General features: G+C 38.2%; 24 protein-coding genes and 1 tRNA gene. 9 read left to right on the top strand and 16 right to left on the bottom strand.

Annotated elements, in window-relative coordinates:
• Nucleotides 1-115: 115 nt before the first annotated feature.
• Nucleotides 116-688, bottom strand: coding sequence for a hypothetical protein (locus tag HGJ91_RS07140; protein WP_291347026.1), 573 nt, complete (start codon nucleotides 686-688; stop codon nucleotides 116-118).
• 386 nt (nucleotides 689-1,074) lie between these two features.
• Here HGJ91_RS07140 and HGJ91_RS07145 point away from each other — a divergent pair, with 386 nt between their 5' ends.
• Nucleotides 1,075-1,275: a cold-shock protein gene (locus HGJ91_RS07145; protein ID WP_291347027.1), complete on the top strand. Its 201-nt coding sequence runs from the start codon at nucleotides 1,075-1,077 to the stop codon at nucleotides 1,273-1,275.
• Between the two features lie 159 nt (nucleotides 1,276-1,434).
• Here the strand turns inward: HGJ91_RS07145 and map are convergent, their stop codons facing one another.
• Genes map through HGJ91_RS07160 form a run of 3 tightly spaced genes read right to left on the bottom strand, consistent with a single transcriptional unit; the run spans nucleotide 1,435 to nucleotide 3,880 of the window.
• Nucleotides 1,435-2,316 carry a type I methionyl aminopeptidase gene (gene map / locus HGJ91_RS07150; RefSeq protein WP_291347028.1) on the bottom strand — a complete coding sequence of 294 codons (882 nt, stop codon included), beginning with the start codon at nucleotides 2,314-2,316 and terminating at the stop codon, nucleotides 1,435-1,437.
• 6 nt (nucleotides 2,317-2,322) lie between these two features.
• A complete protein-coding gene (gene miaB, locus HGJ91_RS07155; RefSeq protein ID WP_291347029.1) occupies nucleotides 2,323-3,681 on the bottom strand; it encodes a tRNA (N6-isopentenyl adenosine(37)-C2)-methylthiotransferase MiaB in 1,359 nt (452 codons plus the stop codon).
• Complete coding sequence (locus HGJ91_RS07160; RefSeq protein WP_291347030.1) at nucleotides 3,671-3,880, bottom strand: DUF4911 domain-containing protein; 210 nt, start codon at nucleotides 3,878-3,880, stop codon at nucleotides 3,671-3,673. The genes miaB and HGJ91_RS07160 overlap by 11 nt, the downstream gene beginning before the upstream one ends.
• A 229-nt stretch (nucleotides 3,881-4,109) precedes the next feature.
• Between HGJ91_RS07160 and HGJ91_RS07165 the strand changes: the two genes are divergently transcribed.
• Nucleotides 4,110-4,676, top strand: a complete 567-nt coding sequence (locus tag HGJ91_RS07165; RefSeq protein WP_291347031.1) for a type I restriction enzyme HsdR N-terminal domain-containing protein — start codon at nucleotides 4,110-4,112, stop codon at nucleotides 4,674-4,676.
• A gap of 46 nt (nucleotides 4,677-4,722) precedes the next feature.
• Here HGJ91_RS07165 and uvrA read toward each other — a convergent pair whose 3' ends face one another.
• Both uvrA and pdxA read right to left on the bottom strand, forming a co-directional pair.
• A complete protein-coding gene (gene uvrA / locus HGJ91_RS07170; protein ID WP_291347032.1) occupies nucleotides 4,723-7,545 on the bottom strand; it encodes an excinuclease ABC subunit UvrA in 2,823 nt (940 codons plus the stop codon).
• A gap of 14 nt (nucleotides 7,546-7,559) precedes the next feature.
• Nucleotides 7,560-8,576 (bottom strand): 4-hydroxythreonine-4-phosphate dehydrogenase PdxA, encoded by a 1,017-nt coding sequence (gene pdxA, locus HGJ91_RS07175; protein WP_291347033.1) that lies wholly within the window; start codon nucleotides 8,574-8,576, stop codon nucleotides 7,560-7,562.
• Between the two features lie 514 nt (nucleotides 8,577-9,090).
• Here pdxA and dnaA point away from each other — a divergent pair.
• Nucleotides 9,091-10,473 carry a chromosomal replication initiator protein DnaA gene (dnaA, locus tag HGJ91_RS07180; RefSeq protein WP_291347215.1) on the top strand — a complete coding sequence of 461 codons (1,383 nt, stop codon included), beginning with the start codon at nucleotides 9,091-9,093 and terminating at the stop codon, nucleotides 10,471-10,473.
• Complete coding sequence (locus tag HGJ91_RS07185) at nucleotides 10,474-11,850, top strand: FAD-linked oxidase C-terminal domain-containing protein (RefSeq protein ID WP_291347034.1); 1,377 nt, start codon at nucleotides 10,474-10,476, stop codon at nucleotides 11,848-11,850.
• 75 nt (nucleotides 11,851-11,925) lie between these two features.
• Here the strand turns inward: HGJ91_RS07185 and HGJ91_RS07190 are convergent, their stop codons facing one another.
• The 7 genes from HGJ91_RS07190 to rpsF all read right to left on the bottom strand — a co-directional run bounded on the left by HGJ91_RS07190 (nucleotide 11,926) and on the right by rpsF (nucleotide 17,530).
• Nucleotides 11,926-12,147: a hypothetical protein gene (locus HGJ91_RS07190; protein ID WP_291347035.1), complete on the bottom strand. Its 222-nt coding sequence runs from the start codon at nucleotides 12,145-12,147 to the stop codon at nucleotides 11,926-11,928.
• 72 nt (nucleotides 12,148-12,219) lie between these two features.
• Entirely contained in the window at nucleotides 12,220-13,842 is a 1,623-nt protein-coding gene (hflX, locus tag HGJ91_RS07195; protein WP_291347036.1) for a GTPase HflX, read from the bottom strand.
• Nucleotides 13,839-15,218 (bottom strand): replicative DNA helicase, encoded by a 1,380-nt coding sequence (gene dnaB / locus HGJ91_RS07200; RefSeq protein ID WP_291347037.1) that lies wholly within the window; start codon nucleotides 15,216-15,218, stop codon nucleotides 13,839-13,841. The genes hflX and dnaB overlap by 4 nt, the downstream gene beginning before the upstream one ends.
• Before the next feature lie 63 nt (nucleotides 15,219-15,281).
• Nucleotides 15,282-15,734, bottom strand: a complete 453-nt coding sequence (rplI, locus tag HGJ91_RS07205; protein WP_291347038.1) for a 50S ribosomal protein L9 — start codon at nucleotides 15,732-15,734, stop codon at nucleotides 15,282-15,284.
• Between the two features lie 64 nt (nucleotides 15,735-15,798).
• Nucleotides 15,799-16,749 (bottom strand): DUF2232 domain-containing protein, encoded by a 951-nt coding sequence (locus HGJ91_RS07210; RefSeq protein WP_291347039.1) that lies wholly within the window; start codon nucleotides 16,747-16,749, stop codon nucleotides 15,799-15,801.
• A gap of 18 nt (nucleotides 16,750-16,767) precedes the next feature.
• Nucleotides 16,768-17,034, bottom strand: a complete 267-nt coding sequence (gene rpsR, locus HGJ91_RS07215) for a 30S ribosomal protein S18 (RefSeq protein WP_291347040.1) — start codon at nucleotides 17,032-17,034, stop codon at nucleotides 16,768-16,770.
• A 22-nt stretch (nucleotides 17,035-17,056) separates the two neighbouring features.
• A complete protein-coding gene (gene rpsF, locus HGJ91_RS07220; protein ID WP_291347041.1) occupies nucleotides 17,057-17,530 on the bottom strand; it encodes a 30S ribosomal protein S6 in 474 nt (157 codons plus the stop codon).
• A 292-nt stretch (nucleotides 17,531-17,822) separates the two neighbouring features.
• On the opposite strand from rpsF, the gene HGJ91_RS07225 reads away from it, so the two are divergent.
• Genes HGJ91_RS07225 through pilB form a run of 3 tightly spaced genes read left to right on the top strand, consistent with a single transcriptional unit; the run spans nucleotide 17,823 to nucleotide 22,102 of the window.
• The gene (locus tag HGJ91_RS07225; protein ID WP_291347042.1) at nucleotides 17,823-19,664 is read left to right on the top strand and encodes an ABC-F family ATP-binding cassette domain-containing protein; all 1,842 of its coding nucleotides are present in this window, start codon (nucleotides 17,823-17,825) and stop codon (nucleotides 19,662-19,664) included.
• Nucleotides 19,665-19,670: 6 nt separating this feature from the next.
• The gene (locus tag HGJ91_RS07230; protein ID WP_291347043.1) at nucleotides 19,671-19,880 is read left to right on the top strand and encodes a hypothetical protein; all 210 of its coding nucleotides are present in this window, start codon (nucleotides 19,671-19,673) and stop codon (nucleotides 19,878-19,880) included.
• Nucleotides 19,881-19,897: 17 nt separating this feature from the next.
• The gene (gene pilB, locus HGJ91_RS07235; RefSeq protein WP_291347044.1) at nucleotides 19,898-22,102 is read left to right on the top strand and encodes a type IV-A pilus assembly ATPase PilB; all 2,205 of its coding nucleotides are present in this window, start codon (nucleotides 19,898-19,900) and stop codon (nucleotides 22,100-22,102) included.
• A gap of 13 nt (nucleotides 22,103-22,115) precedes the next feature.
• On the opposite strand, the gene HGJ91_RS07240 is transcribed toward pilB, so the two are convergent.
• From HGJ91_RS07240 to HGJ91_RS07250, 3 genes are read right to left on the bottom strand one after another with little or no spacing between them, the layout of a single operon-like run.
• The gene (locus HGJ91_RS07240; RefSeq protein ID WP_291347045.1) at nucleotides 22,116-22,646 is read right to left on the bottom strand and encodes an epoxyqueuosine reductase QueH; all 531 of its coding nucleotides are present in this window, start codon (nucleotides 22,644-22,646) and stop codon (nucleotides 22,116-22,118) included.
• Nucleotides 22,643-23,335 carry a YggS family pyridoxal phosphate-dependent enzyme gene (locus HGJ91_RS07245; protein ID WP_291347046.1) on the bottom strand — a complete coding sequence of 231 codons (693 nt, stop codon included), beginning with the start codon at nucleotides 23,333-23,335 and terminating at the stop codon, nucleotides 22,643-22,645. The genes HGJ91_RS07240 and HGJ91_RS07245 overlap by 4 nt, the downstream gene beginning before the upstream one ends.
• Before the next feature lie 7 nt (nucleotides 23,336-23,342).
• Nucleotides 23,343-23,939, bottom strand: coding sequence for a nucleoside triphosphate pyrophosphatase (locus HGJ91_RS07250; RefSeq protein WP_291347047.1), 597 nt, complete (start codon nucleotides 23,937-23,939; stop codon nucleotides 23,343-23,345).
• 94 nt (nucleotides 23,940-24,033) lie between these two features.
• Here HGJ91_RS07250 and HGJ91_RS07255 point away from each other — a divergent pair.
• A tRNA-Leu gene (locus HGJ91_RS07255) sits at nucleotides 24,034-24,121 on the top strand.
• Between the two features lie 71 nt (nucleotides 24,122-24,192).
• Nucleotides 24,193-25,443 carry a UDP-N-acetylglucosamine 1-carboxyvinyltransferase gene (gene murA, locus HGJ91_RS07260; protein WP_291347048.1) on the top strand — a complete coding sequence of 417 codons (1,251 nt, stop codon included), beginning with the start codon at nucleotides 24,193-24,195 and terminating at the stop codon, nucleotides 25,441-25,443.
• The last annotated feature ends 1 nt before the right edge of the window (nucleotide 25,444 follow it).

Genomic DNA, 25,444 nt, shown 5'->3' on the forward strand with positions numbered 1-25,444 from the left:
AAGCCGCGCTGGATGATAATTTTACATTACTTTGCCCGCCAAGTGGCAAACTGGTTAATAATTCCATTGTAGCCGCTCTGTTCCGGCTAGTGGCATGATGCTTTTATGGGAAACTTCAGACTGAGTAGGTAATTGCTTTTTTCTCTTCATTCGACAGATCAAGGCTTTTTGATAGTGTGTGAAGTATTGTTTTTTCTTCCCATGATAGCCGTTGATCTCTGTTGTTTTCAATATCGTTTGTATAGGCGGTATTGACACAATTTTTGAAAATTATATAATCTCGTTTTCTTTCTTGTGATATATTCGTTTTATCTTTTTCTATTTGTGTTTTTATTGATTTGATATGTTGATGGAGATTTTTCAATGACTTTTTGTATAATTTGTCGAACCAGTCACGAGACATCATTTGATTTCCATCTCGAATAAAAATTTCAATGACCACATCTATTTGAAAATTGCTAAACTCTATGCCATGCTTCAGATGCTTTGTGTACTCATCTCTAAGCAAATTGAATAATCGTACAATATTGGTATCTTCTGCTTTTTTAAGAATATTGTCACTATCCGATAAAATTTTATCAATCTTTGGGTTTTGCTCTCTGTTCTCTTCGCTATATTTATCCAGTATTTTCAAAAACGATATTTTTTCAATTTGATTTACCTTGCTAAGTACTTTTATTAAGTTCACTGGTATTCCTCCGCAAAATAGTTATTGATGATTTTCAAGTAATTGTGCAGGGCTGGATACCATGGGAAATTGAGTGATATACAACCAGAAGCATTTAAAAATTTAAATCAAGAATTCCGTACCACTATTTCCAATGCCTGTAAAGAAATTTCAACAAATCTACTTTCACCGCTCGTTTTTTTCAGGTCAACAATCATACCCTGAATTAAAATTTATTTAATGCTTGACTTTTTCCGTTATTTGTATATTATAACAAGATTCGCGCTGATTTATGTAAAGCGCAGAGGTTTCATCCGAAAGGTGTATATTCCCAACAAAAAAAGTGGTATTACCCTTAAAGTTAGAAACTGGTATTATTTTTATTTTTATTACAGGAGACTGCCAACATGGCTAATGGTATCGTAAAATGGTTTAACGACACAAAAGGTTTTGGATTTATCGAACAGGAAGAGGGAAAAGATGTATTTGTGCATCACTCAGGTATCAATTCAACAGGATTTAAATCCTTGAATGAAGGGGACCGCGTTTCATTTGACATCGAAGATGGACAGAAAGGCCCCGCAGCAACAAATGTAACCGTGTTATAGTTAACCGTTTTATTTGTTTTAAAAGAGTCATCTTGGTGACTTAAAAAATTAAAGCCCCAGGACAGAATACCGTCCAGGGGCTTTTTGTTTTTACGAAAAACCATCTATTCCACCTGATCAAAAGAACAAAAGCAAAATGGAAAAGTAATTGCCAAGCTTTTAAAGCTCGTAAGGTGTCAAGCTTTCCCATCCATTTTTAGTTACAAGCAGGGTCTGTTCAAACTGTGCCGACAAAGACCCGTCATCGGTGACTGCTGTCCACCGGTCTTCAAGTATATGAAGCTCTTTTTTTCCCAGGTTAATCATGGGTTCAATGGTAAACACCATGCCGGGAACAAGGCAGGTGCCTTTTCCCCTGGTCCCGAAATGGAGAATCTGGGGCTGCTCATGAAAATCAATGCCCACCCCATGACCGACAAACTCCCGAACCACAGAACAGCCGAAAGACTCTGCATAACTTTGAATGGCAAAACCGATATCTCCCAATGTCGCACCGGGAGCTATTGTTTCAATCCCTTTTTTTAAGGATTCGGCAGCTATGCGGACAATTTTTTTTCCCTGTTCAGTAGGCGTTCCCACAAAAAAGGTTTTGCTGGCATCTGCATAATACCCGTTAAGTATGGGTGTGATATCCACATTGACAATATCGCCGTCGTTTAAAATACGGTCACCGGGTATGCCGTGGCAGATGACATCATTGACCGAGGTACAGACACTTTTAGGAAACCCTCTGTAATTTAAGGGTGCAGGAATCGCTCCGGCCTTAATGGTTTCTTCATGAACAAAGGTATTGATATCTTCTGTTTTGAGCCCGGGTTTAATCATTTTTTCAACCCGGTTGAGAATAGACATTAAAAGCTCTCCGCATTTTTTAATGCCTTCGATCTGGTGAGGTTCTTTTAAATGGATATCATATCTTTGTTTGTATTCTTCCTTTATACTGATTTCTTTTTTTTTATTTCGGCAACAGTTCTTATATTTTTTTTTGCTTCCGCACGGACAGAGGGTATTCTGTCCGATCTTCACAGCTTTCTTTTTCATTTATAGTCAAGCTCCTACAGGATGGCCCCACAGTGAATGGGGATATGCCTCTTCAATTTTAATCTTGATAATATCGCTTATAGTGACATGTTCGGATGGAAAATGCACGATTTTATTGGACTCACTTCGTCCGACCATCTGTTCCAGATTTTTTCGGATCTGTTTAAATCCATCTCGTTTTTTTATGCTTTTGCCTTCAACAAGGACTTCTAATGTTTTTCCGATCAGTTTTTTGTTCTTTTTTTCAGTATAGTGTTCCTGTAATTGTAAGAGAGTATTTAACCTTTCACGTTTTTCCTTTTCATCAATCTGCTCGGAAAATTTTGCTGCAGGCGCGGATGATCGGTCAGAATAGGCAAAAGCATATATGGAATCAAATTCAATCTCACGTAAAAGATTCATCGTATCATTAAAGTCTTCATTGGTTTCCGATGGGAACCCAACAATAATATCTGTGGAAAGTGCAATATCAGGACATTGTTTTTTTAAGTCCAAAATCCTATCCATGTATTTTTCCCGGGTATACCCTCTGTTCATTTTTTTAAGAATTTTATTTGATCCGGACTGTACCGGCAGATGAAGATGGTTGCAGACTTTATCAAGATCCCGGATGGCATAAACCAGATCCATGGAAAGGTCCTTTGGATGGGATGTGGCAAATCGTATTCGATGAATTCCGTTTATTTTATTTATTTTAGCCAAAAGCTGCACAAATGAAATTTGGTCTTCTTTTTGACCGTAGGAATTTACATTCTGTCCTAAAAGGGTTACCTCCTTGACACCGGCCTTGGCAAGCAAAGAGATTTCTTCTATAATACTTTCGGGTTTGCGGCTTCTTTCTCTGCCCCGGACATAGGGCACCACACAATAAGTGCAAAAATTATCACACCCTTGCATAATGGTGACAAATCTGGATGTTTTATTTTCGTCAAAACAGGAGGTGTCCGGCAAGGATTCATAAATCATCTGGGAGTCCTTCGTATCCACCACTCGCTGTTTCCCGGATTTTACCGCATCAATAGACTGGCCAAATCTTGAAAATGCCTGGGTTCCTAGAACAATATCAAGATGTGGAATCCGATCAAATGCTTTTTTCCCCTCCTGCTGGGCCACACACCCTGCCATGACTGTGATCAAATGAGGTTTTCTTTTTTTAATTTTGGCAAATCTGCCCAGAAAACTAAATGCTTTTTCTTCTGCCTTGTGCCGAATCGAACAGGTATTGCAAACAACAATGTCAGCTTTATCCATATCATTGGTTTTTTCAAACCCGTAAGAAGTTAAAATTGAGGCCAGTTTTTCAGAATCGTATACATTCATCTGACAGCCAATCGTATATATATAGGCATATCCATTATACTTCATTAAATACAAAATCCTTTTTAAACTCTTCAACGATCATTTGCGCAGTTTTCAGCCGATCCGGTGCGATTGCAAGTCGAATATGCCCCTTTTGGGGGTCCAGAGTTGTTGCAATTGCCACACCTTCATGGCCCTCAAAAATAAACCGGATAAATCCGATCTTGGTTTTATCAACCCTATATTCTTTGTAGACGGTTTTCATAAATTTCACTCCTGCTTTTTTCAAACGAATTAATATATCATTATTGCTTAAAACTTCAAATAGCTAACCCGACAATTGCATAAAAAAAGAATTTTACAGTCCAGTTTTTCCAGCTTAAAACTTGTAATTTTTTTCAGGAGCCTTACCATTGAAATAGTAAAAAAGGGTATAAAGACTTGTGATATTTACAAGTTGGTTTCACTAAATTTAAACCGGGGTGGTAACATAAATGGAAAATCAATCGAATTCCCATCATTTGGTTCTTGGAAAACTCAATGATTTTTTGACCGGTTCTGTTTTAGCAGACACTCTTGATGAAAGATACCGGCAGAAAATTGCAAAAAGTCTTGTGATGGACAGCAGATTTGAAAAAAAAGATATTAAAAGCAATATAATCCTTGAGGTTGTTGCAGGTCATAAAAAGGCTGCCATAAAAGTTGATTTTCTTGTCAAATATCAGAGAAAAACCATTGCAATGATAAAATATGCACCCGGCTCCCTTGTCACCAGGAGACTTTCTACCCTGGCAGTATCAAGAATAATTAAACCTTACCAGATCCCCATTGTTGTTGTCACCAATGGAGAGGATGCTGAGACCCTTGATGGAAATTCAGGAAAAGTAATGGCTACCGGGTTTGAAAATTTACCTGATAAAGAAAGTGTAAAAGAAAATATGATATCTTTTTCATTTAAGCCGATTAAAAAGACCCTGTTTGATCAGGCATCAAGAATTGCATATGCCTGTGAGGTTGATGGGGCATGTCCTTGTGATTCAGATGTCTGTATCATTGAATAAGAATTTGCAGAATTTTTTAGGACAATCTGTGCAGTTGTTTCCTATCTTATTTGTTTAGCATTTTTTTCAGATAATAGCCGGTGTATGACTTTTTATTTTGAGCGATTTCTTCAGGTGTTCCCAATGCAACAATTTCTCCGCCTTTATCCCCGCCTTCAGGGCCAAGATCGATGATGTGATCCGCACATTTGATGACATCAAGATTGTGCTCTATCACGACCACTGTATTTTTTGAATCGACCAGTTTGTTTAGAACAAATAGTAATTTATTAATATCATCTGAATGGAGCCCTGTGGTGGGTTCATCAAGTATATAGATGGTTTTACCGGTTCCTTTTTTTGACAGCTCCTTTGCCAGCTTTATTCTTTGAGCTTCTCCTCCAGACAAGGTCGTGGCGGCCTGGCCAAGTTTTATATATCCGAGTCCGACTTCTATGAGGGTTGCAAGTTTGGTTCTGATAGACGAGATATTTTCAAAAAACCGAATCGATTGATTAATGGTCATGTCCAGAACCTGGGCAATGTTTTTACCTTTATATCTGATATCCAGAGTTTCCCTGTTGTATCGTTTCCCCTTGCAGACATCACAGACCACATAGACATCAGGTAGAAAATGCATTTCAATTTTAATGATACCATCACCGGTACAGGCTTCACACCGGCCTCCTTTGACATTAAAGCTGAACCGCCCGGGTTTGTATCCCCTTGCTTTTGATTCGCGGGTCTTGGAAAACAAATCCCTGATAGTGTTAAAAACCTGGGTATAAGTACCGGGGTTGCTTCGGGGTGTTTTCCCAATGGGAGACTGATCAATATGAACCACTTTATCAAGATGTTCAAGGCCTTTGATATCTTTATAACTGCCGGGAGTTTTTCTGGAACGGTTGATCCTGTTTGCAAGAATCTGATAAAGTGTGGATAAAACAAGAGTTGATTTTCCTGATCCTGAAACACCGGTTACACAGGTAAAACATCCTATGGGGAAAGAGGCATCAATTTTTTTAAGATTATTTGAATTTGCCTGATAAATGCTTAGTGACTTTCCAATACCGTTTCTTCTTTTTTCAGGAATTTTAATATATTTTTTACCGGACAGATAAAGACCGGTTAATGAAGTCTTACATTTGATAAGTTCTTCAGGAGGACCTGCAAAAACAACCTCACCGCCGTTTATTCCTGCCGCAGGTCCGATATCAATCACATAATCGGAAGAAAGGATAGTCTCTTCATCATGCTCAACAACCAATACGGTATTGCCAAGATTCCGAAGGTTCATCAAGGTGGTCAATAATTTTGCATTATCCTTTTGGTGGAGCCCGATACTGGGTTCATCCAGCACATAAAGCACCCCTGTCAGTTTAGATCCGATTTGGGTGGCAAGACGGATTCTTTGGGCTTCGCCGCCGGACAGCGTTGCAGCCGATCGGCCTAGACTAAGGTATTCAAGGCCGACATCCTGTAAAAAACCTAAGCGTTCCGCAAGCTCTTTGATAATTCTGGCTGCGATAATTTGGTCTTTATCTTTAAGGCTTAAGGATGAGATATACTGAACTGACTGCTGTATGGAAAGAGACGTAATTTCCCAGATGGTTTTATCCCCGACCCTGACAGACCCGGATGCTTTATTGAGTCTTGTTCCATTACAAAAAGAGCAGGGTTTAAAATTCAAGAATTTTTTTATTTCTTCTCTCATATAGCTGGAGTCTGTTTCAAGATACCGTCTTTTCAGGTTTGGAATCACGCCTTCAAAGGTTTTTTTATAAACGATTTTTTTGTCCATTCTTTCAACATAAAAAGGTATTTCTTCTTTGTTTGATCCATAGAGCAAAACCTGTTGAAATTCAGGTGACAATTCCTTGAAAGGTTTATAAATATCTTCTTTATAATGGGTAACCAGGGCATCAAGAAACTCCATAAACTGAACTGAATCCCTGTTTTCCCAGGGGATTATCGCTCCTTGCCTTAAAGAAAGCGCTTGATCCGGGACAATCAGATCCGGATCAAACTGGGTGACTGACCCTAAACCGTCGCACTTGGGGCAGGCCCCCTGAGGCGAGTTAAATGAAAAAGACGCCGGTGTAAATTCAGGATAACTGACCCCGCACTTAACACATGATGCTTTTTCACTGAAAAGGGTTTCCTCGTTTCGGGTCAGATCAAGTATGGTTACAAGCCTCTCCGACAACGAAAGAGCAAGTTCCAAGGAGTCTGTCAGGCGTTTTTCAATACCATTTTTAATGATCAGTCGGTCTACAACAACGTCAATGGTGTGCTTTTTGTTTTTTATAAGTTTAGGAAAATCATCGATTAAATAGATTTTACTATCAACCCTGACCCGGGCAAAACCATCTTTTTTTATTTTTAAAAACAGTTTTTCATGGGAACCTTTCTGTCCGTTTATCAAAGGAGCCAAAACTACAATTTTTGATTTTTTATCAAGATCCATAACCCTGTCAGTTATTTGGTCAATGGACATGGAAGAAATGGGTAAACCGCATTTATAACAATAAGATTTGCCAATTCTTGCAAATAACAATCGAAGATAGTCATAAATTTCCGTGACCGTACCAACTGTTGATCTGGGGTTGTGAGTGGCAGTTTTCTGTTCAATGGATATGGCAGGGCTAAGCCCGATAATAGCATCCACATCTGGTTTGTCCATCTGTCCTAAAAATTGTCTGGCATAGGTTGAAAGGGACTCAACATATCGTCGCTGGCCTTCGGCATACAATGTGTCAAAAGCCAGCGTTGATTTCCCTGATCCTGAAAGCCCTGTAATAACAGTCAAGCTGTTTCTGGGTATTTCAACATTAATATTTTTAAGATTATGTTGCCGGGCACCTTCAATGATGATTTTATTTTTATCCATTGATCAATCTTATTCTATTGGGGCTTTTTATTTTTGGCCTGGAATGCTGCCATTTTAATGGCTTCTATCAGGCTTGAAGGGTCTGCGATTCCTTGCCAGGCTATATCATAAGCTGTCCCATGATCCACTGATGTCCTGATAATAGGAAGGCCAAGTGTAGTATTTACACCGTCCTTAAAATGGATGAGCTTGAATGGAATAAGGCCCTGGTCATGATACATGCTAACCACAGCATCATACCATCCATTGACAGCCTGGTAAAAAACAGTATCCGGGGGCAGGGGGCCGAAGACTTTTATTCCCTCCTCCTTTGCAAGCCTGACAGCTGGAGCGATGATATCTTCTTCCTCCCGCCCAAACATGGAGTCTTCCCCAGAATGGGGATTTAATCCTGCAACGGCAATTTTAGGCGTTTTGATATTAAACCGTTTTTTTAAAGAGGTATGGGTTAATCTTATTTTTTTGATAATACCTTCTATGGTAAGATGGGCAGACACTTGGGATAGCGGAATATGAATAGTGACAAGAACAACCTTAAGTTTCTTGCCTGCCAGCATCATGGCATAATCCTTCGTATTTGTCCTGTGAGCCAGCAATTCCGTATGGCCGTGAAATTGAGACCCTGCAAGTTTCAAAGCCGTTTTTGTGATGGGACAGGTTACAAGGCCTGAAATGTGGTTGTTCAGTGCAAGGTTAATTCCTTTAATGATATAGTCCTGCATGGCAGTCCCGGTTTCAATGGTTGGTCCTGAAAGATCGGAACAGTCCATATCAATATCGGAGATGTCCATTAGATCCACTGTATTAAACAGGTAATTGCCTTGTCTTGGATCATCAATGATATTAATATGACGGGTGACGTTTAAAAGTTTCAATGCCTGTTTTATAATGTGTGAATCTCCAATAACCACAGGCTTGCACAAGGCATAAAGTTTGGGATCGTTTAACGCTTTTATCAGTATCTCGGGGCCGATCCCAACAGGATCTCCCATGGTAATGCCAATAATTGGAAGGGTGTTTGAATGTTTCATTAAAATATCTATAATATTAAGGTTTAATACTGCAAAACAAAGTGCAATATACTATTGGAAAATGAAAGTGTAAATATAATTTATGTCATGAAATTGTGAAACTACTGTTAAATTCAGGTTTTAAAAAAAGATATAATTTTTATTGAATTTGAAGCAATTAAAAGAAAAACGGAATAAATCAAAGGAAATTTATTTTTTTAGAAATTAAAAATCTGCTTTGAAATGTTAAAATCTCTTGGAAAAATAACTAGTTGTCGAAGTGGTTGTAATTTTTAGAAAAATTTTTGTTCCACAGAAAAAATTTAATAAAATCAAATGATTAAAAAATTATGCCAAACAAAAATCTAATATTAAGCTAATAGTTCTTATTAGATTTGACCAATAAAATATATTTCATTAATTAAAAAACATACTTTTTTTAAATATCCATTTTATCCGTTAGTAAGTATTAAATTTGCTTTATAAACCAGTGTTTCAATTCGCAGTTGAAAGGAAGAGGCTTTTTTTGGAAAATATGGGATCGTTCTGGGAAGAAGTAAAATGTCAAATCAAAAAGACATTACCCGATCATAGTTACAGGATGTGGATAGACCCTGTCGAGCTTCTTGAGCATGATAATCATCATATTAAACTATCCAGCCCGAACCCCTATTTTATCAAACGGCTAAAAGATAATTATCTTTCGATATTTAAAGAAGAGTTTTCAAAAATAGGAATTAATGACATCAATATTGAATTTAAAGTATCCGCCAAAAGAAAATTGGCTTCGCCGGGAAAAAACAAAAAAGTAAGCGCATATCCAGCGGTTCCTTTATCATCAAAAAAATTAAAGCAAATGCATCTGCCCGGGCTTAACGTAAGGTTTAACAGTGGACGGATGTTCAAAAAAGGATTCACCTTTGATGATTTTGTGGTGGGGGACAATTCAAATTTTGCCTATTCTGCATTATTATCCCTTGCCCAGGGAAAAATAAAAGGCTCGAGTATCCTCTATCTTTTAGCAAAAACCGGTCTTGGGAAAAGTCATTTATCCCAAGCCGTCGGACATTATATCATTACAAATAATTTTTCCAAAAGAGTTTATTATATAACAGCAGAAGATTTTACCAATGAAATGATATTTTCTTTGAGAAATAATACCATAGCGCAGTTCAAAGAAAAATACAGGAAAAAATGTGAAGTATTAATTCTTGAAGATGTTCAGTTTCTGTCCGGAAAGGATGCGACACAAAAAGAACTTGCCATGACATTGGATTATCTTCTTGAAGCAGACAAAAAGATCATTTTTTCAGGATGTGAGCTTCCGGATGATATTCCTAAACTAAATGACCAGCTAAAGTCTCGGTTAACCCTTGGACTTATCACGGAAATTGATGCACCGGATTACACAACCCGGGTCAGGATATTAAAAAAGAAATCAAAGGTTTTTGGATACGACATTCCCAACCAGGTAACCGAGTATATTGCCCAGGAATTGTGCGATGATGTCCGACAGCTTGAAAGCGGTCTGTTTGGCGTGGCTGCAAAAGGACAGTTAATGGGATATAATATTGATATTGAACTTGCAAAGAGTGTTCTGGCAAACATTACAAAAGCAAAGAAACGAATTACTGTTGAATCAATTAAAAAAATGGTTTGCAAAGAATATTCAGTTTCTGAAAAAGATATTGTCTCAGCTTCCAGGAAAAAAAGAATTGTAAAACCACGCCAAATGGCTATTTTCCTTTCCAGAAAATATACAGATCAACCCATTAAAAAGATTGGTACAAGTTTTAATAAATATCATGCAACGGCCATATATGCCATCAATGCAATTGAAAGAGAGTTAAAGCAAAAAAGTGTTCTTTATAAACAAGTAAATTATCTTTCTAAAAAAATTGAAACAGGAAAATTTTAAATGGGATTTTCTAATTCTATTTACAGGCATCTTCAAAAGATATCAGGAAAACCAAACGTCACAAAAGAAAAAGAAGAATTGTTGTGTTACTCCTATGATGCTACGGGAAACTCTTTTCTTCCGGATGCCGTCGTATTTCCGGAATCAGAAGAAGAGGTCGCTCGAATTTTAAAACTGGCATCAAAAGAGAAATTGGTTGTGGTACCCCGTGGGGCCGGTTCCGGGATGACAGGAGGTGCTGTACCGGTAAAAGGCGGCCTTGTAATAGTCACAAGCCGCATGAACAAAATTTTTGATATTGATGAAAATAATTTTTTAGTGAGAGTTCAACCCGGCGTTATTGTTTCTGATATCCATAAAACCGTAGAAGAAAAAGGTTTGTTTTATCCACCAGATCCTGCAAGTTCATCTGTTTGTACCATTGGGGGAAATATTGGCGAATGCGCAGGTGGACCAAGAGCGGTAAAATATGGAGTCACACGCGATTATGTCTTGGGATTAAGAGCAGTGCTGCCTTCGGGGGAAGTGATTCAAACAGGAGTTGCCACAGTAAAAGGGGTTGCCGGCTATGATCTGACCCGTCTGATTGTGGGGTCTGAAGGTACATTGGCAGTGGTCACCCAAATTACATTAAAGCTATTGCCATTGCCTGCAACTATTAAAACAATGGCTGTTTTTTTTGACACTGTACAAAAGGCTGCCAAAACTGTATCCGGGATTATGAGGGAAACTGTTGTCCCAAGGTGTGTTGAATATATGGATGAAGCGTGTCTTGATCTTGTAAAAGACTATTTCAGTTTTGATTTGCCTGAAAATACTAAAGCTTTGTTGATAATAGAACTGGATGGAGATGTCAGCAGTGTTGAAAAAGATGCCCAAAATATTAAAACATTGTGTTTTTCCTATGATGCTCTGGATGTCATAGTTGCAAAAGATCAAACAGAGGCGCAAAAACTATGGGATGCCAGAAAAGCATTGTCTCCGGTGTTGTACAAAATTGCAACCAACAAGATTAACGAAGATATTGTTGTCCCTATCGATAAAATACCGGACATGGTTCAGGTCACCCAAAAGATTCAAAAAACATCCGGCTTAAAAGTGGTTAGCTTTGGTCATGCAGGGGATGGAAACATCCATTGCAATATCATGTATAATAAAGCGAATGAAAATGAGTTAAAAAGGGCAGAAAAGGCCGTTGATGAGCTTTTTGATGCGACATTAAGCTTAGGGGGAACCATTACCGGAGAACATGGAGTCGGTATGACCAAAATGAAATATTTGCCCCGCGAAATCGGTGCCACACAAATTGAACTAATGAAAGGGATTAAAAGAGTATTTGATCCCCAGAATATATTAAACCCGGGCAAGATTTTTTAGTGAATGTAAGGAACCGCTAACCGTCTGGATTCACAAATTTTTGACCTGACTCTCCCCCATAGACCAAAACAAAAATTATTGGAGTTTTATCGCATAATGGTTGTGGATTAATAATTTTTCCAAAATATCAATTTTCGGATTTTTATTATACAGGACGCAGCATCGTATGGATATTGAGCAATAGTTTGAACAAAGTTTGTTTTTTTTATTAAATTCTCCAAAACAATCCGGTATGTCTATGGAGTCTTTTTTAATCGAATTATTGATGAGTATCTGATCCAGTTGTTTTATTTCCATATTCATTCCATATATAGATTGTTTTTTCCATATTTAGTGTAAAAAATTCTATTGGTCAACATCTAATTTTTTTTATATCGAAACCATTGACTCCAATTTTTTAACCAATGGTTTCAGGGTTTGTTTTTTGGTGGCGGAAACAAGAACACCTTGTTTTAGCAACCATTTGTCATCAAAAGAATCAAGATCAATTCGGTCTATTTTATTAAAGACGTAGAGGGTAGGGATTTTATTTAATTTCAAATTTTTAAGAATTTTTTCTACAGATTCTTTTTGTTGGCTGTAACGAGGATTGCTGATGTCTATCACATGCAAGATAATGTCTGCATCCTTAAGTTCTTCCAGGGTGGCATGAAATGCCTGCATCAGTTCTTTGGGGAGATCTTGGATAAATCCGACAGTGTCCGTGATAATGACTTCTGTATCTTTAGGAAATCTCAATCGTCTGCTGGACGGATCAAGGGTGGCAAACAAACGATTGGCTGCGACAATTTTGCTTTGGGTTAATGTATTCAAAAGTGTTGATTTGCCGGCATTTGTATAGCCGACAATTGAAATAATGGGTAAATCCTTTCGTTTGCGCCGGGCCTTTTGCTGATGGCGCTGTTTATGGATTTTGACAATTTCTTTTTTCAGCCGGTTGATCCTGTCTCTGACTCTTCGCCGATTGAGTTCAAGTTTAGTTTCGCCGGGTCCTCTGCCGCCGATGCCGCCTGTCAAGCGTGACATGGCCGTATTTTTAGTAATCAGTCGCGGCAGAAGGTATTCCATCTGGGCAAGCTCGACCTGAAATTTACCTTCCCTTGATTTAGCCTGGTTGGCAAAGATATCAAGGATCAACTGGGTTCGATCAATGACTTTCATTTCAACAAAATCAGTAATAGAACGAATCTGGGAAGCAGATAATTCCCTGTTAAACACCAGCAGGGTCGCATACTTTTGAATCGCCTGAATGATCAGGCTTGAAAGTTTTCCCTTACCGACAACGAATTTTGAATCAATGGTTTTTCTTCGTTGGATGGCTGAACCAATCACGTTGATACGGCTTGTTTTGCAAAGGTCTTTAAGTTCTTCCATCAAAGCCCAGGATTTTTTGGGATCTGACGTCGTTGCATTGATCAAAAATGCGTTTTCGGTGCCTGATTCAGGCTTGTATAAAGAATTTTTTCTGGTCAGTTCAGATTCAAGCGCCAGAATTTGAGCCAGGCAATCAATGTTCAGTTGATGAATGGTACCGGGTGCTACAACCTGATACGGCGCTGAATTCTCATCCGGAAGAATATGCCCGGAATAAACGGTTCCAGGCTTGCCCCCCGGCGTGATACAAATAGCCGTGATATAATCCAGCCGCAACAAAGCAAGGTCAGTGAGGTCATCCCTTGTCAAGGGTTCTTTTTTTAAATGGGTATGAATGAGGCGCAGCCCCTTGAGCCTGCCGGGAAGGGCCATAAAGCCTGCAGTTATTGGAATGACAATTCTGTGGGACTCTCCGACAATAACATAAACAACTTTCCCGTTTCGGTCGATGAGAAGACCGATCTGCCGTCTGGTATCATGGGAAATTTCAGCTAAAAGAAGTGCAAGTTTCGGATCTATAATATACTCGGGTGGCGTGCTGTAGTTATAGAGATTTTCAATTCGTTTAATCTGGGTGTTTCTCAGGCTGGAAGTGTTACCGGTAAGTTTTTTCTTCATTCAAATTCCTGGTATGAATTTGGTGCAAGTTCTTCAAACCGTGTATATTGACCCTTGAAATGCATAAATGCAGTACCTGTTGCTCCGTTTCTGTTTTTGGAAACAATGATTTCAGCCGTACCTTTTTTAGGATTATCCGATTCTTTATTATAGACCTCATCTCTGTAAATGAATGCAACAATATCTGCATCCTGTTCCAGAGCACCGGACTCACGAAGATCAGACAGCATGGGACGTTTATCAGACCGCTGTTCAAGCATACGGTTAAGCTGGGATAATGCAAGGACCGGAACATTCAACTCTTTGGCAAGCGCCTTTAAAGATCTTGAGATTTCAGCAATTTCAAGGTCTCTTCGATCGGTCCTAAATGGGGGCTTCATCAATTGAAGGTAATCAACAATAATCAGACCAAGTTCATTATGTTTTTGATAAAGTTTTCTTGTCTTTGCTCTTATTTCCATTACAGTAATATTGGGTGTGTCATCAATAAAAATGGGCAGTTCATTTAAAATACCTGCCGCATCTGTTGTATTTTGCCAGTCCTCCTGGCTGATAAAACCGGTTCGAAGCCTGTTTGAATCTATGCGTGCTTCTGAAGTTAGAAGTCTCATGGAAAGCTGCTCATTGGACATTTCAAGGGAGAAAACGGCAACAGGTTTGTGTTCCTCAATGGCAACATTTCTGGCAATGTTTAAAGCAAAGGCTGTTTTTCCCATGCTGGGCCTTGCTGCCAGAATAATCAAATCAGATTTTTGCAATCCAGATGTAATATTGTTTAATTTTACATATCCGGTGGAAAGCCCTGAAAGCCCCCCGTCTTTTCCCTGTCGCTCTTCAAGTTTATCAATATTTAAATTGATCAAATCTCCTAAGTTTTGAAAGGAACCCCCTGATTTTTTTTCTGAAATATTTAAAATAGAGGTTTCGGCAAAATCAATAATATCTTCAAAATCACCTTTGTCTTCCAGACATCTTTCGATAATACCTGAAGAAGCAGTAATTAGTTGCCTTAAAGACGCCTTGCCCTTAATTATTTTGGCATAATGGACCGCATTCACAGCAATCGGAGCTGCATCAGAAATGGCTGCAAGATAGGCAACTCCACCGATACTTTCAAGTTCTTCTTTTTCTTTGAGCCGATTGGCAACCGTAACGAGATCTGCAGGTTCTTCTCTGTTGGCAAGCTCTATAATTACCCTGAATATTTTTTTATGGGCACCTTTATAAAAGTCCTCATAAGATATTATGTCTATAATATCATCAAGGCTGTCATTATTAATAAATATAGCGCTTAATATTGATTCTTCCGCATCAATATCATGGGGTGGTGTTTTGATCAGAAGTGGGTCTGTGGCTATTTTATTTTTTATGGGCACAATATACTTTTCAAAAGGAGCATCCGGGGAAATTTTAAAATTTCCCCGGATGCAGTTTAAATATTATTTTTCTTCTTCAGCAATGACATTTACTGTAATTTCAGGCTCAACATCCTTGTAAAGACGAATGGGCACTTTGTACTCACCAATTTCTTTTATGGGTTCGGCAAGAAGGATGGAACGTCTTTCCAACATAATGTTTTGACTGTTTAAAGAATCTTTGATGTCATGGGTCGTAACGGATCCATAAAGACGAGATTCTTCATGAACCTTGGCGCTAATTGTACATACAACGGTTTTAATTTTATCAGCCATTTCTTCAGCAATTTTTTTCTCTTTGGCAATCTGAAGTTCAAATTTTGCTTTTGCCTGTTCCATGACTTTTCTGTTTTGGGGTGTAGCAAGAATGGCTTTGCCTTGAGGCAGAAGATAGTTGCGGCCATAACCGGGCGCCACATCACATTCTGCTCCTGCGATGCCAAGCGTGTCAATCGTTTCTTTTAATATAACTCTCATTTAAACCTCCAAAAAAGTTCAGCCGTTTTTCTTCAATGAGGCTGACTTTTAGTTTATTTTTTTATCATGTAGCCGTATCAAGTTTTCTAAAATTGATCCAAGTATCAAATAATCCGAATCCGATGACAAGGAACATAAAAAGAGGTTGAATTGCAATTAAGATGTAAAGAAAAAACTTTAGTGCAAAAGGAGCGTTCTTTTTTTGAAAAAAAAATGATACCACCGCAATTCCCTGGAAAAAATATACAAACATTAAAATTATCAAGCAGTTCACAGAAAGTAATTTTAACACATCTACGGGTAAAAATATTAAAACAGATAATGCGATTACACCAAATACCAAATAATCGGGTGCTTTCCATTGATTTAAATTTTCAATACTTTTGATAAGAATCCCTTTTTTCAATAGCAACTTTTTTATTAATAGAATGTTAAGCCATACCATAGTAAGGTATGAATTGATAAATATTCCCGGAAAAATAACAACAAACAATGAACTTGCTTTTTCGAGCATTTGCTGGTCAACTTTTATTTCCGGATAAAGTTGAGCCGATTCTGAAAAAAGTTGGGTTGATAAAACTTGATATCTGGATACATAATTTGAAATTAATTGTTCAATTCCCTGGGCTTGAGTCAAAGAATAAATAAGTAAAACAACTATGCAGGTTCCAAGAACTGCAAAGCTTGTGTATAGCATAATTTTTTCAATACTTAAGTGTTTTTCTATGAATTCACCAAGGAAAAAACCTGTCATCAATAAGGAACCAAAGTAAAGCGTATTAAATGCAACGTTATTGGTAAACACAATCAGCACAGCCAGGCTTGCCACCATGATAATACCGCTACCGTTTCTTCCAGTCTTAAGCCTGTAAAACAGAACAGGCAAAGGAAGGAACATCCAGGCAAAGATACCGATCAACGGCATGACATACATGACGGAAATGATCAATATACATAAAAGGATACCGGATAGAACATCCTTAATTATAGCGGGTTGTATTAGCGTACCAGTCACCTGCATTACTCCTGCTTTTTAATACATAGGTCTGCCAACAAACGGCAGCAGCGCTATCTGGCGAGATTGCTTGATGGCAACAGTAAGCTGGCGCTGATGTTTGGCACAGGTACCCGTGATTCTTCTGGGAATTATTTTTCCGCGTTCTGTAATGAATTGTCTGAGTGCTTTCGGAGTTTTGTAGTTTATTTCAAGATCATTGTCCACACAGAATCTGCATATTTTGCGGCGTTGATAAAATTTATTTTTACCACCGCCTTTTTGATTTCTACGGTTATTATACATTGTTATTATCCTCCAATCTTAATTATTCCGTTTCTTTTTCGGTTTCTTCAACTTTTTTATCTTCTTTGGAAGTCTCTTCTTCAACAGATTTTTTGTCTGTCTTTTCCTCAACAGGCTTTTCCTCAACAGATTTTTTTTCTGTCTCGTCTACCTGTTCGGATTGGTTTTCTGCTTCTTGAGCTTCTTTTTCAAGTTGTTCCGCCGTTACATCATCAGAAAGAAGGATGGTCATGAATTTGAGCACATCATCATTAAGACGGAGGTTTCTTTCAAGTTCTTTTATAAGATCACCGGTTCCGCCGTAAGTGACACATACATAATGACCACGTAATTTTTTCTTGATTTCATAGGCAAGCTTTTTGTTGCCCCACTCATCAAAATTTAAAAAAATACCATTTTCTTGGGCAATGATATTTCTGACTTTATCAAACAGGTCGACACGAGCTTGATCCTGAAGATCAGGGTCAGAAATAAAAACAGTTTCATACTTCCTCATTTTTTCTCCTTACGGATATAAAGCCCTGACAATCAGTCAGAGCAAGGATTAATGCAAAAATCAACACCTGTCTATCAGGTATTGCATAAAAACTATTTTGTATATCATTAAAAACTATTTGGGTCAATATTTATCTGATCCCTAATTTCTTCGATTTATACTTAGACAGCTCAGTAAAAAACAGGCGGTGGATGGGGTTAATTCTTATTGTTTATAAATTATTATTACAATGATATGATACCATGTTTGCTAAAAAATAAAGAAGGAATAATCATAATAAAGAACGATAAGAATGCTGAATATTGATGCCATATCAAAAAGTTTTGGAGATCAGATCCTGTTTGAGAAGACAGGCTTTCAGATCAATTCCGGTGAAAGAGTCGGACTGGTTGGCAGAAACGGCCATGGGAAAACCACATTGTTAAACATGATTTCCGGCAGGGATCACCCGGATGAAGGAAGTATCTCTTACCCTTCAGGATATCGAATTGGTTCTTTATCGCAAAAGATTTTTTTTACTGAAACCCGTGTGATTGACGAAGCCATGTTAGGACTTTTAGACCACGAAAAAGGCCATTACTGGAAGGCTGAAAAAATTTTGGCCGGGCTTGGGTTTTCTCAGGATGATTTAACAAAAGATCCTTGCAAATTTTCAGGCGGTTTTCAAGTAAGGCTTAATCTTGCTAAAGTATTGGTTTCAAAACCGGATCTTTTGATACTTGATGAACCGACTAACTACCTTGACATTACATCCATCAGATGGATTTCACAGTTTCTTATTTCATGGCCTCGGGAAGTTTTGCTGATCACACATGATCGAGGTTTTATGGATAATGTTGTGATGCATATTGCCGGTATTCACAGGCATAAAATAAAAAAAATCAAGGGGAATACATCTAAATATTATTTACAGGTTGCCCAGGATGAAGAAGTCTATGAAAAAACAAGGCAGAACGAAGAAAAACGGAAAAAAGAGATTGAACACTTCATCACAAGATTTCGAGCAAAAGCCCGTCTGGCCAATATGGTACAATCACGGATAAAAACGCTGGAAAAATCCCGAACAAAAGAAAAACTCCAAAAGTTGAAAAATCTTGAATTTGAATTCAATTATCTTCCTTTTTCCGGTAAGCAGATATTAATGATAGAGGATTTGTCTTTTGGCTGGCAAATTGACAAACCATTGATTCACAATTTTTCTTTGACAGTTTATCCTGATGATCGGATTGCTATTATTGGCAAAAATGGAAAAGGGAAAACAACTCTCTTAAAGTTGATAAGTGGAAATATTAACGCTATTTCAGGCAGCATCAAAATTAATCCGGGCGTGCACTTTGGATATTTTGAACAGACAAATGTTCAATCTTTGAATGACAATTTTACTGTTGAAGAAGAGCTTGTCCTCTCTTCGATTGATTCAGACAGACAGACCGCCAGGAATATCTGTGGGGCCATGATGTTTGAAAAAGACAGTGCTTTGAAAAAAATATCCATATTATCCGGTGGAGAAAAATCAAGGGTAATGCTGGGTAAATTGCTGATGAGTTCCTTGAACTTATTACTGCTTGATGAACCCAGCAATCACCTGGATATAGAGTCTTGTGATTCTTTTGTCTGTGCCCTTGATAATTTTGAAGGGGCTGTGGTTATAATAACGCATAATGAAATGTTCCTTCATTCTCTTGCGAACAGGCTTGTGGTATTCAAAAACAACACCGTAGAAGTTTTTGAAGGAACGTATCAGGAGTTTTTAGATAAAGAGGGGTGGGAGGAAGGAAATGGTTTCGTTGAAAAAAAAATAAAAAATTCTGCCTTATCAAAAAAGGAACTCCGCCAGAAAAAATCAGAAATCATTTCACAAAAATCAAGAAAAATTAAACCATTAAAGCAAAAAATTGAGAAGCTGGAAAATGATATTGATGAAAATGAAGCGGTGATAACCGAAATCAATGAAGCATTTATAGAGGCGTCAAACAATCAGGATGGCCAGAAAATTCAGAGTTTAGCTAAAAAGCTTGCAAAATTTGAAAATTTGAATGAAATACTATTTGAGGATCTTGAAACTCAGATGGATTTATTTGAAAAAATTGAAAAATTATTTAATAATCAGTTAGAAGAATTTGAAAGGCATTAATTTAAGATGGACAAAAAGAATTTTGGATTTTATTATGGTATTATTTTGGCTGCAGTGGGATTAGGTGTTTTCTATCGCATACCTCAAGTGATGCTGCAAGTAGAAACCATTGAATTTTTCAGACAAAAACTTTTTCTTCTCAGGTTGTGTTTTTATGTTTTAGGTGGGCTTTTAATTTTAGCAGGTGGTATTAGAATTTATAAAAATTATAAATAATGTAAGGATTTTTAATTATGCACAAATCATCCAGCCTGAAAGCAACAATAAAAGATCAATCCGGTGCAGGAAAGACTAAAATTGGAGAAATCCTTTCAAAAGAAGGCCAGATTACCAGTATGCAGCTGGATGAGGCATTACGCATTCAAAAAAAAACCAATGAACGACTTAGCAGTATCCTTTTAAATAAGGGATTTATCGATCCTGATACGATCGTCAACGTTCTTGGCCGGCTTTATAATTATAATGTTATCAGACTTTCTGACATCAAGCCTGACCCTGAAGTATTGGAGATCTTGCCCTATGAGATAGCCAAAGCCGCCTTGGTGTTTCCTCTTGGATTCAAAGGTGAAGAACTGTCCATTACCATGGTTGAACCGACAAATACCGCTGTTGTTGAAGACCTTCAGAAAAAAACCGGGAAAATGATTCTGGTTTGCGTGTCGACTGAAAATGATGTGATTAAAGCCTTTCGAGATTTTTATAAAATCAATGATGAAGAATATAAAAGCCTTCTTCATTTTGAGGAAGATTTTGAAGATGATGAGCCAGTTACTTCTGTCGATGATTTCGGATCCTTGGTCTCTGAGGCGGCAGAAGAGGTTGAAGTCGGATCTGATGTTTTGGATGAGTATCAGAGCGAATTCATGGCATCGGATGCACCCATTATTAAGCTTGTGAATGGTATCCTTACCAAAGCCATTAATGAGGGGGTGAGTGATATTCATATCGAACCCTTTTATAAGGCATTTCAAGTGCGATACAGGCTTGACGGATCCATGTATAAAGCCATGAACCTTCCGATCAGTATAAAAAATGCAGTTATTTCAAGAATCAAAATTCTTGCAGAACTTGATATAGCAGAAAGACGAATCCCCCAGGACGGCAGGATAAAACTTCGATTCGGAAGAAAAAAATTCATTGATTTCAGGGTCTCTACCTTGCCGACACTTTTTGGTGAAAGCATTGTTATGCGTCTTCTTGATCAAAGCGCTTTGAACATTGATTTGACCAAGCTTGGTTTTGATCCGGCAACGTTTGACAGTCTGAAAAGATCTATTTCACGACCATACGGACTCATTCTTGTTACAGGTCCCACAGGAAGCGGGAAAACAACAACGCTTTACTCAGTACTGAACCGGTTGAATAAAGATGATATTAAAATATTGACCGCAGAAGATCCCGTTGAATTTAATTTTAAAGGGATTAATCAAGTTCCTGTGAAAGAAGAGATCGGTATGACTTTTGCGGCAGCCTTGAGAGCCTTTTTGCGGCAGGACCCTGATATCATTATGGTGGGGGAAATCAGAGATCTTGAAACGGCCGAGATTGCGATTAAGGCCGCAATGACAGGTCATCTGGTTTTTGCAACCCTTCATACAAATGACTGTCCTTCAACCATAGGACGACTCGTTGACATTGGCATTCCTCCGTATATGGTGGCATCTTCCGTAACTATGGTCTTATCCCAACGACTGGCCAGACGGCTTTGCCCTGAATGTAAACAGGTTGTTACGGGTCATAATTCAAAAGACCTCGAATTTCATGGGTTTTCAAAAGATGAAATCAAAGATTTAAAAATATATGGCCCCAAAGGGTGCAGTCATTGCAATGGAACCGGATATAAGGGCAGGGTGGGGCTCTATGAATTAATGGAAGTCACCGATGAGGTGGGGAAGGCCATTAGCGCCGAAGTGCCTGAAGACCAGCTCAGAAAGGTTGCCATAAAGGAAAAAATGGTTACATTACGGGACGCTGGACTCAAAAAAATCAGAACAGGAGAGACATCGCTTGAGGAAGTCGTAAAAAAGACCAATATTACCAAGGAGGCATTGCCAAGCTATCTTATTAACCCTGATGTTGAACAATACGAAGACAAAGCTTTTATTATCAGGGAAGGCAATACAGACATTGACTTTTTTAAGCTTGTTCAAGGCGGTTTATATGTTGTTAAAGATGGCAAAAAAATTGCTGAAATTGTTCAACCAAATGATTATTTCGGGGAAATGTCAGCGCTTACCGGAGAACCCAGATCCGCATCAATTATATCCAAAGGACGATCATTGGTTAAACGGTTTCCCGGTGATAAATTGTTTGAGGTGATAGAAAAATACCCTGACGTAGCAAAACATTTATTTGTTGTTCTCGCGGGAAGGCTTGACAGTGCAGATCAACGGTTCGTGAATATACTCAAGCAGATTAAAAGAGTTAAGCCCAGCTAATCTGCTCGTATGATTATTTTTTGAAATATCTTTCTTTTTCACTGTATATGCAGCCGCAATACTGTTGCCGATACATGTTAAGTTTTTTAGATTCTTCAATCCCGAATTTCCAGCCTTCCCTGAAATCATGGTAAAAAAATGTTAAGCCATATTTTTTGGCAACCGCATCCCCTGTTTCTCTAATGCGGGCATGATTTTGGAATTTGCTATATAAAAGGGTGGTGCTGAATGCTTGAAACTTTCCTTTTTTGGCGATAAGGGCTGTTGCCTTGAGCCTGTCATAGTAGCAGTATCGACATCGGTCCTGTTCCCTGAAAATAACGGATTGAAGAAATTTCTCGATCTTGTAATCTGATTGATAAATTACCTTTAACCCAATAGATTGAGAGTATAGTTTTAATGTCTCCTCCCTTTTTTGACATTCTTGAAACGGGTGAATATTATGCCGATAAAAAAACCCCATTACATCCATATCCATCTGTTCTAGAACCTTGAGAGGATAAATGGAGCAGGGCGCACAGCAGGTATGAAGTAAAAGCTTCAATCTCTTCTCCCGAATATTGAGGTGCCGACCCTTACCATTGTAGAGCCTTCTTCTATGGCCACTTTAAAATCATTGCTCATTCCCATGGACAGGTGTTCCATTGTCACATTACCCAATTTCCGTGCCATGATTTTTTCTTTAAGCAGGCCCAATTGTTTAAAATAGATCCTGGCCTTTTCAGGGTCTGAAAAATAAGGTGGCATGCACATTAATCCTTGTAAGGATAAATTTTCAAATGTGCTGATTTGCTTTATCAGTTCAATTGTTTCTTCTGTTCGGGTTCCGGATTTCGTTTCTTCTTTACCAATATTAACCTGGACAAGTATTTTTTGAATTTTGTCAATTTTCTTTGCCTGTTTATCTATTGATTTTGCAAGTTTTAATGTATCGACCGTATGAATATATTCAAAATATTTAACAGCAAATTTCGCCTTATTGGATTGAAGATGTCCAATAAAATGCCAGCAAATTTTGTTTTTCCCAATAACATCTATTTTTTCAATTGCCTCCTGAATGTAATTTTCTCCAAAATGTTTCGCACCTGCCTGGATTCCTTCCATTATCATTTTTACGCTTTTTCTTTTACTGACAGCGATCAGTTGTATTGTATCAGGCTTACGACCACAGGACATGACTGCATCCACAATTTGTTTGTTGACTCTATCGAAGTTATCTTTAATAGTTGGCATAAAGGTTTTAGTCCTTAAATTGGATGATATTTAAATTCATAAGTGTTTCAACAACCTCACAAACAGGTAATCCTACAACATTGGAATATGAGCCTGAAATCTGTTTAACAAGAAACGCACCAATTCCCTGTATACCATAAGCTCCTGCCTTGTCAAACGGTTCGCCTGTCCCAACATACCATTGTATCTCCTGATCGGTTAAATACTTAAAGTATACTTTTGTCTCAACGGATTTCACAACCATGGAATCGGTTTTTTGATTGATCACACAAAAAGCTGTATATACACTGTGTTTGCAATGATTTAGTTTGTTAAGCATTGCAATGGCATCTGTTTTAGATTGCGGTTTGCCAAGGATCTGGTCCTGGATGACAACAATTGTATCTGCACCCAAAATCCAGGATTCAGGATATGAAAGAGCCACATTTTTTGCTTTTAAAAATGAAAGTTCTTTAACATGTTTTTCAGGGTTTTTGATTGAGACAGCCTCTTCATCAATATTTGAAGGAGAAATTTCTATCCTTATCCCGATTTGTTCAAGGAGTTTTTTCCTTCTGGGTGATTTAGATGCCAATATTAGTTTTTCAGACTTAATCAGTTTCATGAATCCCTTTTTATCAGAAATATTTCAAAGAGACAATCCTGTGGTTTTAAGCTTGCAAAATTTCGAAAAATGATATAAAAATGCCAAGAATCATGCCTGGGTGGCGGAACTGGTAGACGCAAGGGACTTAAAATCCCTCGGGCAAATTGCCTGTACGAGTTCAATTCTCGTCCCAGGTACCACAAAACGCTAAAGGGTTTTGGCCTTTTAACCAAAGCCCTTTTTTAAAATCACAGAAAAGTTAGCACATTTTATGGATAAAATTCAAATCACCGGCGGTAGACAACTTCAAGGGGAAGTGAACATCAGTGGTGCTAAAAATGCAGCACTTCCTTTGATCGCCTCAAGTATTCTTGTTAATGGTAAAACATGTTTTGCCAATGTACCCGACCTGATGGATATTACCAGTATCAGGCTCCTTTTGGAGGACTTGGGTGCGACTTGTAAGGTTTCAAAAGGGTATTTTGAAGTTGATGGATCCTCTATTCAGAAAATCGAAGCGGAATATGACCTTGTCCGGAAAATGAGAGCTTCCATTCTTGTCTTGGGCCCTTTAGTTGCAAGATTCGGTCATGCAAAGGTATCTTTGCCCGGAGGGTGTGCTATCGGGGCAAGACCTGTAAATATGCATCTTTCAGGTCTTAAAGCCCTGGGCGCTAGTATCAGTATCGAACATGGATATATTGAAGCAAAAGCAGGTAGACTTATTGGTAATGAAATCTATTTTGATATGCCTACTGTCACTGGTACTGAAAATTTAATGATGGCCGCAACCTTGGCAAAAGGGACCAGTGTATTGAGGAATGCCGCAAAAGAACCGGAGATTGTTGCTCTTGCAGAGGCCTTAAACAAAATGGGCGCAAAAATAAATGGGGCTGGAACCGCCATTATTACCATTGACGGGGTGAAAAACCTTTCTTCAGTTGATATCAAAGTTATTCCAGACAGGATTGAAACCGGTACGTTTATGGTAGCAGCCGTTGCGACTGGCGGAGATGTTCTCATTAAAGGGTGTGAGCCTGATCACATTGGCGGTCTCATTAATAAACTTAAAGCCGCTGGTGCAGTTATTACGACCGCTACAGACAGTATCAGAATAGTCGGAAATAAACCCATTAAAAGTGTCGACATTAAAACACTGCCATATCCCGGTTTTCCAACTGATATGCAGGCTCAGTTCATGACTTTGATGACCATTGCAGATGGGAACAGCATGATTCATGAATCTATTTTCGAAAATCGTTTTGTCCATGCCAATGAACTCCTTCGAATGGGGGCTGACATTTCAATATCCAGTGGGAATATTGCGATGGTTAGAGGGGTTAAAAGACTTCAAGCCGCGCAGGTTATGGCTTCCGATTTAAGGGCCAGCGCATCCCTTGTTATTGCAGGGCTTGTTGCCGAAGGGACAACGGTCATTTCACGGGTATATCATATGGACAGGGGGTATGAAGCCATTGAAAAAAAATTATCATTGCTTGGTGCAGATATAGAACGTATTTAAG

The sequence above is a fragment of the Desulfobacula sp. genome, from assembly GCF_014237455.1.
Classification (GTDB): domain Bacteria; phylum Desulfobacterota; class Desulfobacteria; order Desulfobacterales; family Desulfobacteraceae; genus Desulfobacula.

Coding starts and splice junctions, on each gene's coding strand:
- pilB (WP_291347044.1), top strand. CDS start 19,898: ATGCACAAATCATCCAGCCTGAAAGCAACAATAAAAGATCAATCCGGT.
- rpsF (WP_291347041.1), bottom strand. CDS start 17,530: ATGAGGAAGTATGAAACTGTTTTTATTTCTGACCCTGATCTTCAGGAT.
- HGJ91_RS07165 (WP_291347031.1), top strand. CDS start 4,110: ATGGAAAATCAATCGAATTCCCATCATTTGGTTCTTGGAAAACTCAAT.
- HGJ91_RS07185 (WP_291347034.1), top strand. CDS start 10,474: ATGGGATTTTCTAATTCTATTTACAGGCATCTTCAAAAGATATCAGGA.
- rpsR (WP_291347040.1), bottom strand. CDS start 17,034: ATGTATAATAACCGTAGAAATCAAAAAGGCGGTGGTAAAAATAAATTT.
- murA (WP_291347048.1), top strand. CDS start 24,193: ATGGATAAAATTCAAATCACCGGCGGTAGACAACTTCAAGGGGAAGTG.
- HGJ91_RS07160 (WP_291347030.1), bottom strand. CDS start 3,880: ATGAAAACCGTCTACAAAGAATATAGGGTTGATAAAACCAAGATCGGA.
- dnaA (WP_291347215.1), top strand. CDS start 9,091: ATGGGATCGTTCTGGGAAGAAGTAAAATGTCAAATCAAAAAGACATTA.
- miaB (WP_291347029.1), bottom strand. CDS start 3,681: ATGAAGTATAATGGATATGCCTATATATATACGATTGGCTGTCAGATG.
- HGJ91_RS07225 (WP_291347042.1), top strand. CDS start 17,823: ATGCTGAATATTGATGCCATATCAAAAAGTTTTGGAGATCAGATCCTG.
- map (WP_291347028.1), bottom strand. CDS start 2,316: ATGAAAAAGAAAGCTGTGAAGATCGGACAGAATACCCTCTGTCCGTGC.
- uvrA (WP_291347032.1), bottom strand. CDS start 7,545: ATGGATAAAAATAAAATCATCATTGAAGGTGCCCGGCAACATAATCTT.
- pdxA (WP_291347033.1), bottom strand. CDS start 8,576: ATGAAACATTCAAACACCCTTCCAATTATTGGCATTACCATGGGAGAT.
- hflX (WP_291347036.1), bottom strand. CDS start 13,842: ATGAAGAAAAAACTTACCGGTAACACTTCCAGCCTGAGAAACACCCAG.
- HGJ91_RS07245 (WP_291347046.1), bottom strand. CDS start 23,335: ATGCCAACTATTAAAGATAACTTCGATAGAGTCAACAAACAAATTGTG.
- HGJ91_RS07145 (WP_291347027.1), top strand. CDS start 1,075: ATGGCTAATGGTATCGTAAAATGGTTTAACGACACAAAAGGTTTTGGA.
- HGJ91_RS07250 (WP_291347047.1), bottom strand. CDS start 23,939: ATGAAACTGATTAAGTCTGAAAAACTAATATTGGCATCTAAATCACCC.
- HGJ91_RS07190 (WP_291347035.1), bottom strand. CDS start 12,147: ATGGAAATAAAACAACTGGATCAGATACTCATCAATAATTCGATTAAA.
- rplI (WP_291347038.1), bottom strand. CDS start 15,734: ATGAGAGTTATATTAAAAGAAACGATTGACACGCTTGGCATCGCAGGA.
- HGJ91_RS07230 (WP_291347043.1), top strand. CDS start 19,671: ATGGACAAAAAGAATTTTGGATTTTATTATGGTATTATTTTGGCTGCA.